The organism is Klebsiella sp. BDA134-6, from assembly GCF_015601345.1.
In the GTDB taxonomy this organism is placed as follows: Bacteria; Pseudomonadota; Gammaproteobacteria; order Enterobacterales; family Enterobacteriaceae; genus Klebsiella; species Klebsiella grimontii.
Genome location: NZ_CP064784.1, coordinates 2,423,178 through 2,435,043 on the forward strand (window position 1 = coordinate 2,423,178; position 11,866 = coordinate 2,435,043).

The following is an 11,866-nucleotide window of genomic DNA, read 5'->3' on the forward strand; positions in this document are numbered from 1 at the left end:
AATGCCTGGCATGCAGTTCCTGATGGCGCTGGCGCTCCGGATGGGCCGCACGCTGGGCGAACTGCGACAAACCATGACGGTCGGCGAATTCAGGATGTGGGCTGAATACGACCGTATCAGCCCGATCGGTGATATCCGTGGCGATATTCTAAATGCTCAGCTGGTTTCAGCGATGTACGGGGCACAGGGCGGTAAAGTTACCATTGAAGACGCACAGATTCAGTGGAGCGCAGAAGAGGAAGTGGCAAGCGACAGCGGCGATCCTTTTGCAGGCTTAGAAGCCGCTTTGCTCGCAGCATCAGCATAATATTAGAAAATCAGGTAGTCAGTTTTGAATCGTGTGGATGGCACCCTTAACTGGTGTTATGTTGTTATTTTTGACACACGGAGTGCTTTAAATGACTACTACAGGCTGGATTTTATTATTCGTTTTTGCTCGCCTTATTGATCTCGTTATCTGGTATTTCCTTAACAGGGGAAGTGTGAGGGCAAATGATCAGATAGCTATGCTTAAAGAAATATCTGAAAAGCAAAGTGCACAAATTGATCTCCTGATTGCACTTGCACATAAAAATGAAGAGCCAGAGAAAGATTACCTCGAAGAGGCTAGGAAAAAAGCTGGTTTAATTTAATTATACTGAAATTCTAAAAAGCCCCGCAATGCGGGGCTTTTTATTTCTGAGGAAATGAAATGGCAACCCTGCGTGAACTTATTATTAAAGTTTCTGCTAACTCTCAGTCATTTCAGACAGAGATTGCCCGCGCTTCACGTATGGGAGCAGATTATTATAAGACAATGCAAAATGGCGGGCGACAGGCTGCAGCTGCGTCAAGAGATACTCGCCGGGCAATTGCAGAATTAACTGGTCAGTTGGATTCGGCTAAGTCATCTGCATTAGAATTAGCAGGTGCCTTTGCGGGCGCTTTTGCTACAGGACATTTAATCTCACTTGCTGATGAATGGAACTCAGTAAACGCCCGGTTAAAACAAGCCTCTCAGTCAACTGACGATTTCTCTAATTCCCAGCGCTTATTGATGGATATAAGCCAGAAAACAGGCACATCATTTTCTGATAATGCTAATTTGTTCTCTCGCTCAGCGGCTTCAATGAGAGAGTTTGGTTATGACTCAGCTCAAGTTCTCGACATAACTGAAGCTATTTCTACGGGATTAAAACTATCGGGTGCAAATGCTCAAGAGTCTAGTTCTGTCATAACCCAATTCAGCCAGGCTCTGGCGCAGGGTGTGCTTCGCGGTGAGGAATTCAACTCTGTAAACGAAAATGGCGATCGTGTCATTCGTGCATTAGCCGCAGGGATGGGGGTTGCACGTAAAGACCTGAAGTCGATGGCAGATCAAGGCCAACTTACCATTGATAAAGTGGTTCCGGCATTAATCAGCCAGCTCGGCAAGCTCCGAAGTGAATTTGGAGAATTACCACAAACAGTTTCCTCATCAGCAACTAAAGTTGAAAACGCATTTATGCAATGGGTCGGCGGAGCCAATGAGGCTAGCGGAGCCACCCGAACACTCACTGGCATCCTTAACGGTGTGGCGAATAATATTGATGAAGTGGCAACGGCAGCAGGCGTTCTGGTAGCCGTAGGTGCCGCGCGCTACTTTGGAAATATGGCATTAAGCGCCAGATCAGCAACTGTTGATATCGTTAATGCGGCGAAAGGCGAGATCGCTTTAGCAGAAGCACAGGTTAGGGGAACTCAAGTATCGACAGCACGCGCTAGAGCTACAGTTTATCGGGCACAGCAGGCGCTTGTTGCAGCAAGAGGTACTGATGCTCAGGCTCTGGCCGAGAAACGGTTATCCCAGGCACAGGATTCGCTTAACAGGAATATTCAGGCGAGGATCGCCGCTCAATCTGCTCTGAATTCAGTAACCTCCATAGGTTCAAGGCTGGTTGGGGGGACGCTTGGGTTAATTGGCGGTATTCCTGGGCTGGTTCTTCTTGGGGCTGGCGCGTGGTACACCATGTATCAGAATCAAGAGCAAGCCAGACTTTCAGCGCAAGACTATGCAAAAACCATTGATGAAGTTCGCGAAAAGGCTAAATCAATGTCCCTTTCTGAAACTTCTGATACCGAAGTAAAAACGCGCCAATCACTCGATGAACAAAACAGGCTTATTGATGCTCAAGCCTCAAAGGTTAAAAAACTTAAGGAAGAAATTGCAGGTTATCAATATGTCCTGACAAATCCAGGCCCAACGACAAGCAGTGGTTTTATGATTAATCATTTAACTTCTGTGGAAACTGTAACCCGAGGGCTTGAAGAAGCGACCTCAGCATTAGCTGTGGAGCAGGAACGTTTGGCGCAGATGCAGGCCAAATCTCAGCAAATACAACAGGTACTTGAGGGGCTTGAGCATCGGCGAGTTGCTCTGATCCGTCAGCAAGCAGATGAACAGAATCGGGCTTACCAGTCTTTGATAATGATGAATGGTCAGCATACTGAATTTAACCGTCTCCTTGGGCTTGGTAATAATTTACTGATGGCACGACAAGGGTTGGTTAATGCTCCGATGCGGATTCCGCAGGCTGACTTAACATCACAACAAACAAATGCTCTTGAGAAAAGTCGCCGAGATTTAGCATTATCGAAACTTAAGGGCGAGGCAAAAGAGTTAGCCAGACTTGGTTTTGCCGCCGACGATTTGGGGTTGACTAGTGATCCTCAACACCAGACAGGAAGGCAGGAATTAATTAATAATGGAATTGCTGAGTGGAGAAATAATGAATCCAATAAACCCACCCGGAAAGCGCCAAAAAGCGAGGAATTAAAAGCCGCTGAGAAGACAGAAGATGTTTACAAGCGTCTTATTAAACAGCAGGAAGAACAAATTGCCTTGGGAAGCCAGAATACCGAACTGGCTAAAGTAAAATACCAGGTCACGCAGGGTGAGTTAGCCTCTCTTGAGCAAGCTAAAAAAGAAACCCTTCTGCACAATGCTGCGCTTATCGATCAGAAAAACATTGCTGAACAGTTAAAAACGTTCCGTGAGGGGCTCGCTGACAGCAACGCTGCTGCGCGTGATCGGGGGGATATTGATTTTCTTGGTGCCGGGATGGGAGATAAGGCCCGCGACCGCATGAAGGAAATGGCGGATATTCGCACTGATTTTCTCAAACAGCAGCGGGACCTGCAGCGGGATTTCAGCAAAGGTCAGATTTCTGAGGACCTGTACAAACAGCAAACGGAAGCGCTACAGGCGGCGCTTACTGAACGCCTCCAGATTCAGGAGGACTACTACAAGAAAACCGATGAACAGCAGTCAGACTGGCGGGCGGGGATCCGCGATTCACTGATGAACTACGCCGATCAGGCTGCTGACCTCAGTTCAATGGCAGCATCAGCGACCAGCGAAATTTTGAATGACACAACAAACTCCATAGTCAACAACCTGGACAATGTTCGTACTGGCGCAGTCTCGTTTAAAGACGGAATGTCTAATATCTTCAGCTCCCTTGGAGAAACGGTGATTAAGACGATGATCCAGATGGCAACACAGGCGTTAATCACCAAAGCGATTATGGCGTCGTTCGGCGGTGGTACTGGTGGGATGTTCGGTAGTCTTTTTGGTGGAGCAAGTGGAGCTGCAAGTAGTGGAACTGCGCTGCAAAGCTTCGGATCGTCTTTTGCCTTTAATGCCCTCGGTGGCGTCTACGATTCTCCGTCACTTTCTGCATACAGCGGCGGCGTTTACAGCACTCCGCAGTATTTTGCCTTTGCGAAAGGTGCGGGCGTGTTTGGTGAAGCGGGTCCGGAAGCAATTATGCCGCTGACCCGTGGCGCTGACGGTTCGCTGGGGGTTCGTGCGGTTGGACGTGAGTCACCGGCAGTCCAGGATGCTGCAAGGCAGATTGAGGCGCAACCACGAATCGCGGTCAGTGTTGATGCCCGTAGCACGTTTAGCGGGCAACCTGACGACGCAACAATGCTGGCAGTAGATCGAAGGAATGCTGCACTGGAACGACGCATCATCAACACACTCACTGCTGAAGTAAATAACCCCCAGAAGAAATTCGGACGCGCCATCTACTCCAATCTACAGCCCAAAAAACCAAGATAGACTGCCCGGAGGGAAAGTTAATGGCGGATATTATCTATCCGGATGAGTACCTGCCCATGCCACTTATGGACGGGTACGGTTTTAAGCCCATATCACCTTTACTGCGAACGGAAATGACGTCCGGTCGCGCAAGGCAGAGGCGGCGATACACCTCAACACCCACTCAGGCATCAGTGAAATGGATTTTTCAGACTGATGCGCTGGCGCAGGTGTTTGAGGCCTTTTTCCGGGACGCACTGAAAGACGGACAGTCCTGGTTCTATCTGAGGCTCCAGACCCCGATCGGGGTAAAGCCCTACAAAGCCAGGTTCATTGATATTTACGAAGGTCCGACACTTGTCGCACCCAAATACTGGCAGTACAGCGCAACGCTGGAGTTATGGGAACGTCCGTTACCGCCTGCCGGGTGGGGCAATTATCCGGAATGGCTCGCTGGCCAGTCATTGCTCGATATTGCATTGAATAAGGAGTGGCCAAAGCATGACGATTCTTGAGCAACTTTATGCCAGTAGCGGCTCTGAAGTCATTCACGACACGTTGCAGATCACGGCAGGTGATCAGAACTACTGGCTTACCCGTGGGTGGGACAATATCACTGTCACATTAGAAGACGGGCAGCAGGCAACTTTTGAGGGATGCGCTATCGATATTGCATTACCTGCAAGGAATGCCGACGGCACACAAGACCTGAAATTTGCCATCAGTAATGTTGACGGTGTGGTATCTGATGCGATTGACAGAATTCTGGACGAAATGAAATCGGCAACACTGACTTTTCGGCGGTATATCTCCTCTGATTTATCTGCACCTGCGGCATCGCCTTACACCCTTGATGTGAAATCCGGATCGTGGACGGCAACAGCGGTGCAGGTAACTGCCGGATATATGAACATCCTTAAAACGGCCTGGCCGCGAAATCGTTATAACCTGGCTGAACATCCCGGTCTTCGTTACATGTCCTCCTGAGGTATTCACATGTTCAATTCTGATAAATACCTTTCGGTCAAATGGCTGAAGGGCGGGCGCGTTTATCCTGGGCTCGACTGTTTCGGCATTATCAATGAAATCCGCGGCGATCTCCTTCTCCCGTTATGGCCGGATTTTTCCGGCGTGACGAAAGATGAGGGAGGGCTCGATCGTGAGGCCAGGAAGTTTATGAAATCCCTCACACGCTGTGAGCCTTGTGTCGGGGCCGGGGTAGCTTGTTATTCAGGATCAACCGTGACGCATGTTGGTATCGTCGTTTTACTGGATGGCCAGTTGCAGGTTGCAGAATGTAATCCGGGAACCAATGTCACCTTTCTACCTCTTCCGCGATTTGTCCGTCGGTTTAACCGTGTGGAGTTCTGGCAATGACGATAAGAATATACCCTTCCCGGCTCCCCGGAGAACCGCTTGAAACTCATGAGCACGGCAATATTACGCTGCATCAATGGATGGTCAGAAATGTTCCAGGGTACAGCCAGGACAAATCGCAGCCAGTTGCCGTTGAATTAAATGGTCGCACACTTCCTCCCGATGAGTGGCCGCTTTGCCGGTTGAGCCCGGACAGTGATGTCAGAATTTATCCTGTTCCTTATGGAACCGGGCTGGAAATTGCCGTCTGGGTTTCTGTTGCGATATCAGCTGCCAGTGCTGTCTACTCTTTGTTCTTCGGGCCGAAAGTCGACCTCGGAGGTTATTCATCGGGTAGCGGTCGTTCGCTGGAGCTAAACCCTGCAAAAGCTAACACGGCGAAACTTGGAGACCCGATACGTGAGGTGTTTGGTCGATGCCGCATCTATCCTGATTATCTGGTGCAGCCGGTTACCCGTTTTGACCACGATGATCCAACGCGAATGACGGTCGAAATGTTTCTCTGTGTCGGGCAGGGAAAGTTTTCGTTTACGGGGGGAGATAAACGGATTGGAGAAACCCCGGCAGCCTCGCTGGGTGATGGTTTCAGCGATAAGGTGTACCAACCAGGAGAGGACGTATCTTCTGATCCGCGAAGTGAAAACTGGTTCAACTCGACAGAAGTCGGCGGAACATCAAGCGGAACAGGGCTGGATATGGCCCAGACGTCGCCTGATTCCGACGATATTATTGCTGACAGCATGACTGTTTCTGGTGCATCCGTAACGTTCACAGGGCTCGACACGGATGATGGTGACGATGACGACGAGGATGATAACTCTCTGCCTGCAAGTTGGGTCGCAGGAACTATCGTTGAGATTAAAGCCCCCACCAACTTCCTTATCTCCACCTCATCAGGTTACAGCGTATTTGCCAGCAAACTACTGACTGAAATCGCGCCGGTGGTTGGGATGCCGGTAACGCTGAGTTTTAACAGCATTGATTACGATCTCTTTATTGCAGCCTGTACGCCGGGGCAGGATGCCGTCCCGGGAGAGGGCGGCAGTGCGGCTAAAATTCAGTCCAGCGCGGCACCGACAACTTACGATTTCTCGCTGGGCAGCACAACGTTTACGGTGACCTGGAACGGAACAACTTATACCGTCTCTCTTGTTGCTGATTATGTGAATATGTCCGGCCTTCTGGCAGCTATCACTGAGGGACTGACGGGATCAGGACTGGTAGCGCGTGACAATGGCGGAACGGTGCTGATCACTGAAGAAGCGAGTCCGTTTGCAGGTGGAGCGATCACATCTTCTTCGCTTCCGTCCTCTGTGTTTGGAGATGCTCCTGTTTATACCTCTGGCAGCGCCTCAACTGGCGGTAGCGCTGCAATTACTGCCAATGTGACCCTTGCTTATAACAGTGCCACCGGGACTGCGTTCGCCGGGGTACCGGAGGGCACTCAGCGTCTTTCGCTCGCACATCGGGGCAATGAATATCAGGTTGTTTCTGCTGATGGAACGACGGCAACTGTCACTCGTCTGGTCAATGGTTCGACTGATGCTTCGTGGCCAGGATTTTCCAGCAGAACGATGATTGACTATGAAGCCACGGGGATTAACGACACGCTGAGCTGGCTGGGGCCGTTCCTGGCTTGTCCGGAAAATGAAGTTGTGGACGCCTTTGAGATGAATTTCTCCTTTCCTAACGGTATCTGCGGTTTTGATAACAAGGGCAAGAAACGCATCCGGCATGTTGAGTGGGAGATTCAGTATCGGGTTTATGGCACCGGCTCCGGGTGGATCAGCAAGCAGGGCGAATACGCGCTCAAAAACATTAATGGGCTGGGGTACACAGAAAGATTTTCGCTCGACTCTCCCGGCCTGGTCGAAGTGCGGTGCCGTCGCCGGAACGAGCAGGGCAGCAATAACGCGCGCGACAATATGTACTGGCAGGCTTTAAGGGGGAGGCTTCTGGCAAGACCCGTATCCTACTCAGGTGTAACAACCTGGGCAATTACCGTTGAAACCGGGGGGAAGCTGGCGGCACAGTCTGACAGGCGCGTCAGCGTGGTCGCTACCCGCGAATATGACGGAGGGGGAAACAGAACCATTAGCGGCGCATTTCGTCATGTAGCAGGCAGTCTGGGTTTTAACGCAAACCAGATTGATACCTCTGCGATAAATGCTCTTGAAACTGCCTGGTGGGCGCCAAGGGGAGAATATTTTGACTATGAGGCAAGTAGCGACAGTGCTTCAGCGAAAGATATTTTCGACAAAATCACCGAAGCAGGCATGAGTTACTTTTTGCTGTCAGACGGGCTCTTATCTGCCGGGCGAGAAGGTATCAAAAGCTGGACCGGGATCATTACCCCCCAGGATACGGTAGAGGAAATGAAGACCTCATTCAGGGCACCTTCTGATGATGATTATGACGGTGTTGACGTCACATACATTAATCCGGTTACCTGGGCAGAAGAAATCGTTCAGTGCCGGACGACTGATAATCCTGTGCCTCGCAAAGTGGAGTCGTACTCACTGGGCATTGTAATGACAGCAGATCGTGCATATCGAATAGGCATGCGTAGGCTCATGAAATATCTGCATCAGCGCAGGACCTATGAATGCACAACTGAGCTTCTTGGCTGGTGTTACCAGTTTGGTGATCACATCATTCTTTCTGATGATATACCGACGGGTAAAACAATCAGCTGTCTGATAGAAGGCGTGACATTCGATGATGAAGTTATCACGTTAACAGTCACTGAACTTCTTGACTGGAGCTATGTTAATCCGCGCTGCTGGATTCAGTTTCAGGGAGGACGGCCGTCGACTCGTCTGCTAACGCCGACACGTGTCGATGACTTCACCCTTACTATACCGTACAACGACGACCTACACCCGGAAGACTGGACAATGGATGACCCGGATGTTGAATTACCTCGCCTGTTGTTTTGTGACAGTGAGAAGGGGGCCCGGCACGGTATCGTTCAGGAAATAGTCCCATCTGATGACTGCACCTGCCAGGTCACCGCCCCGGAATACAAAGAAATTTTCTACAGCTACGACGACGCTACCTACCCCGGCGACGTCGCTTAACTTTTTAAAAAGCACCCATTCACCCGCCTCATTCGGCGGGTTTTTCATTTTTGGAGCACAATGTATGGCCGACAACGAAAAGCTTGGCTCGACATCACCACAGGTATTGCTGAAGAACGCAACCAATCTGGATAAGTTAGTCAATGGCCGGGAATCAGAGTCATTGCCGGATCGTTTCGCTGTACTTCGCCGCACCTGGTTCGGGATGGAGCAGATGTATGATCGTCAAATGACCAGCCAGGAGACGCGTTTTCAGCAATTCCTACTTTCCTCTGGTTACCTTTTCCTTGGCGATTACGAAAACGGTCCGTTTCAGTTCAGTGCCCGTAATCAGTACATCCGATATGATAATCAGTATTATCGCCTGAATGCTGCGACTAACGTTGGTTTTTCAACTACAGGTACTACGGCGGGAAGCTTTGTAAACGACGTCACTCACTTTGTTCTTATGGACGGGGATACATTAAGGCAAGAACTGGCGTCAACATCTGGTGCCTCGTTATCTGGAGCTGCGCAGGGGGGAAATGTCGAGAAAGCGCTTCATTTTATCACTGTAAAGCAAAAAGGTGCGACCGGTGATGGAGTGACAGTAGAGGATCTTTACTTCACAAAGGCCGCCAAAGAGGCTCCGGCATCAAATATTGCAGGAGTTGGAAAGTCTGCTGATATTCCTCGCCCTGATTCTTGCATAGTTTATGTAAATGATGGGGAGTACCTCCTTAATGATTATCTGGATGTTGGGAACAGGGATGTAACGTGGGTTTTGAGTCATGGGGCTAAAATAATAAATCCTAAATATCTAAATGGACGGGTTCATAGAGAAGGGCGTCAGACAAACTTTTACCCACATGGCTCTGCAGGCTACGTTTGTGGTTTCTCAACTAGATCACAGAAACTTGGCGAAGACTTAACGGATGGCCCTGAAATCCTTGGTATAACGACTCCAAGTCGATTGGCTTCATATCCTGATCGTGATGTTGCTGCAATTTACGGAGAGGTAAAATTACCCCAGTTAATTACAACTCTTACTGGAACTACATTTACTGCTAATAGCGTTACATTCACTAGTGCACTAACTGCTAATGCGAGAAAATTCCTCCGTGTAGGGATGATTATTGATACGTTAGGGACAAAATATTCAGGGCTTATTACAGGTTGGTCTCCAGACTGGCAAACTATCTATGTATCTGGCTGGTATTTGTACGGCGGAGGGATAACGCCAGTAACTCCGACTAACGGACTTTCGGCTGTTATCAATGCCTTCACGAAAGGTTGGGGCTTGAATGTTAACGTTTCAATTGATACTAACAGTTACGGAGACTATGCGGTAGCCGCTGAATTTGGCGTTATCAACAACAAGGCCTATAACCAGAACGTGTGGGGTGTCGACGTAGTAAATCTTGGTACATACAAAATAGGTACTCTTCATAGCGTGCGCGGTGGGGTAAATGGATCTTTGTACGGAGTGCAAATCAGAGATGTTGATACGGCTATCAACATTAATAATGTCACGAATGCATATTTTATCGGAGTTGATAACAATGATGTACAAATGACATTCGGGAAGAACACCCAAACTTTTGGTAAAGCAAGTACTGCCAGTACGCAAACTATAGCCTTCAGAACAAGCGGTTTAAAATCAGGCGGGAATGACGCGACAATAACTGTGAGTGGTGGTGATGCAACGGCTCTTGCAACCATTAACATGGTTGCATCAGCTACAATCACTCGCCACCTTAATCCACATGCTGACGGTGTTGATGATCTTGGATTTGCAGGAGCTGGTCGATTCCGAAATGCATATCTTGTCAATGCCCCCATTGTCACGTCTGACTCAAATATGAAGACTGGTAGCGAGGATGGGAGCGTAGATTCTCTGTCTATTCCAGATGCAGTTCTTGATGCCTGGGAGTCAATCAACCCCTGGGTTATTTATAAAATGAAAGCATCTGTGGCTGAGAAGGGGTGGGAAAGTGCACGCTGGCACATTGGTGCAATTTCACAAGCTATCAAGGCCGCTTTTGAAAGACATGGTATTGACGCGATGGATTATGGGCTCATTGGTTATGATGAATGGCCAGCAGAAGAGGCGGTCTACTCAGAGTATGTTCCGGAAGTAAACATACCAGAGGTTGATATTCCTGAACGGCATTTGCCTGCTGAGGTAGACGAAAATGGAGTAGTGACGAAGGATGCCTGTATTATTCCAGCATACCATCAGGAAGCTGTCTTTGTTGCCGAGAGGGCTCCAGAATTAATCAAGCCAGCAATTGAAGCAGGATCATGCTATAACTTGAGATATGAGGAGTGTTTATCTTTAGAGGCTGCATGCCTGAGAAGAAAAATTAAAAGAATAGAGGATAAGTTAAGTTCTTAGCAAGTAGCCCTCTTATTTGAGGGCTCACTTTTGCCCAATGCATCGTTTGCACATATCAAGTTTAAACACACCACGCTTTAATTCATTTCTTACAGTTACAAACTCCTTGCTATACCAGATATCAAGCAAGCTACTTTCATTAACATTACCAAATATATGGGTTTCGCCGAAATCATTCGTACATACAACATTTCCGCTATGTGTAATAGATATCTCATCCGATAAATAGTAGCAGCGGTTCATTTTTCGTTCTTTTTTAGGCTTTACCAGGCCACTTCTGTTGAACAGAGTTAAATCTTCAATTGATCGCACCTTTATAGTTCCGTGTTTTGAAAATTTACTATCAATAATGTCTACAACATTTTTAGGCATTTTTTTGGTGTGCTGTGTTACAAGGAAGCCATCCACGCCTGCGTTAATGCACTGTTGGTACTTTTCCTTGCTGAGTCGTATGCCATTCGTGTGAATGACTATCTGTGCTTTAGGAAGTTTTTTTCTGGCGTACGCCATCAACTCGGGTAGACGTTCATCAAGTAGTGGCTCACCAAAGAAATGAGGAGATATTCTCCCTGAGTAATTTATTTTAGAGAGATCGTCAATTGCCTTTTTGAACGTATCAAAGGGCATAAGGTTTTTACCGCGACCATTTTTAAAAGATGCTGGGCAATAACTGCATTCAAGATTGCAGTGAGAATTTATCTCAAAGTCTAATGCAGTAAAAATATCTTTTTTGTTAACGCCATATGTAACTATTTTATTCAATTCATTATACCATCCTCGTAATGATGGTTTTATAACCTCTGGCAAATTCTGCGCAAAGACCCTGTAGAATGAATTTAATACAAGAGGAAGTCTCATAACACGCAAATCTCCGCATAAGAAGTTCATATGCTATAGCATAGGATGTTACGAAGTGTAAAGAAGACGGCATGGTTAATGATAAGATTAAAAAAAACAATGTAATGTACA

General features: G+C 48.1%; 9 protein-coding genes. 8 read left to right on the forward strand and 1 reads right to left on the reverse strand.

Annotated features, from left to right (window positions below; genetic code table 11):
* Nucleotide 1: 1 nt before the first annotated feature.
* The 8 genes from IYV58_RS11135 to IYV58_RS11170 all read left to right on the forward strand — a co-directional run bounded on the left by IYV58_RS11135 (nucleotide 2) and on the right by IYV58_RS11170 (nucleotide 10,897).
* Nucleotides 2-307, forward strand: a complete 306-nt coding sequence (locus tag IYV58_RS11135; RefSeq protein ID WP_047720934.1) for a phage tail assembly protein T — start codon at nucleotides 2-4, stop codon at nucleotides 305-307.
* Between the two features lie 91 nt (nucleotides 308-398).
* Nucleotides 399-632 (forward strand): YebO family protein, encoded by a 234-nt coding sequence (locus IYV58_RS11140; RefSeq protein ID WP_048261763.1) that lies wholly within the window; start codon nucleotides 399-401, stop codon nucleotides 630-632.
* Nucleotides 633-691: 59 nt separating this feature from the next.
* Nucleotides 692-4,084, forward strand: coding sequence for a phage tail tape measure protein (locus IYV58_RS11145; RefSeq protein ID WP_195729602.1), 3,393 nt, complete (start codon nucleotides 692-694; stop codon nucleotides 4,082-4,084).
* Nucleotides 4,085-4,104: 20 nt separating this feature from the next.
* A complete protein-coding gene (locus IYV58_RS11150) occupies nucleotides 4,105-4,578 on the forward strand; it encodes a hypothetical protein (RefSeq protein WP_042934071.1) in 474 nt (157 codons plus the stop codon).
* Entirely contained in the window at nucleotides 4,565-5,050 is a 486-nt protein-coding gene (locus IYV58_RS11155; RefSeq protein ID WP_014838151.1) for a DUF1833 family protein, read from the forward strand. Before IYV58_RS11150 ends, IYV58_RS11155 begins: the two co-directional genes overlap by 14 nt.
* Before the next feature lie 9 nt (nucleotides 5,051-5,059).
* Nucleotides 5,060-5,440, forward strand: a complete 381-nt coding sequence (locus IYV58_RS11160; RefSeq protein WP_042934072.1) for a hypothetical protein — start codon at nucleotides 5,060-5,062, stop codon at nucleotides 5,438-5,440.
* Nucleotides 5,437-8,520 carry a host specificity factor TipJ family phage tail protein gene (locus IYV58_RS11165; RefSeq protein WP_195729603.1) on the forward strand — a complete coding sequence of 1,028 codons (3,084 nt, stop codon included), beginning with the start codon at nucleotides 5,437-5,439 and terminating at the stop codon, nucleotides 8,518-8,520. Before IYV58_RS11160 ends, IYV58_RS11165 begins: the two co-directional genes overlap by 4 nt.
* Before the next feature lie 64 nt (nucleotides 8,521-8,584).
* Nucleotides 8,585-10,897 (forward strand): tail fiber domain-containing protein, encoded by a 2,313-nt coding sequence (locus IYV58_RS11170; RefSeq protein ID WP_195729714.1) that lies wholly within the window; start codon nucleotides 8,585-8,587, stop codon nucleotides 10,895-10,897.
* Nucleotides 10,898-10,921: 24 nt separating this feature from the next.
* Here the strand turns inward: IYV58_RS11170 and IYV58_RS11175 are convergent, their stop codons facing one another.
* Entirely contained in the window at nucleotides 10,922-11,755 is an 834-nt protein-coding gene (locus IYV58_RS11175) for a radical SAM/SPASM domain-containing protein (RefSeq protein ID WP_131096123.1), read from the reverse strand.
* Nucleotides 11,756-11,866: the final 111 nt, after the last annotated feature.

Coding starts and splice junctions, on each gene's coding strand:
- IYV58_RS11135 (WP_047720934.1), top strand. CDS start 2: ATGCCTGGCATGCAGTTCCTGATGGCGCTGGCGCTCCGGATGGGCCGC.
- IYV58_RS11140 (WP_048261763.1), top strand. CDS start 399: ATGACTACTACAGGCTGGATTTTATTATTCGTTTTTGCTCGCCTTATT.
- IYV58_RS11145 (WP_195729602.1), top strand. CDS start 692: ATGGCAACCCTGCGTGAACTTATTATTAAAGTTTCTGCTAACTCTCAG.
- IYV58_RS11150 (WP_042934071.1), top strand. CDS start 4,105: ATGGCGGATATTATCTATCCGGATGAGTACCTGCCCATGCCACTTATG.
- IYV58_RS11155 (WP_014838151.1), top strand. CDS start 4,565: ATGACGATTCTTGAGCAACTTTATGCCAGTAGCGGCTCTGAAGTCATT.
- IYV58_RS11160 (WP_042934072.1), top strand. CDS start 5,060: ATGTTCAATTCTGATAAATACCTTTCGGTCAAATGGCTGAAGGGCGGG.
- IYV58_RS11165 (WP_195729603.1), top strand. CDS start 5,437: ATGACGATAAGAATATACCCTTCCCGGCTCCCCGGAGAACCGCTTGAA.
- IYV58_RS11170 (WP_195729714.1), top strand. CDS start 8,585: ATGGCCGACAACGAAAAGCTTGGCTCGACATCACCACAGGTATTGCTG.
- IYV58_RS11175 (WP_131096123.1), bottom strand. CDS start 11,755: ATGAGACTTCCTCTTGTATTAAATTCATTCTACAGGGTCTTTGCGCAG.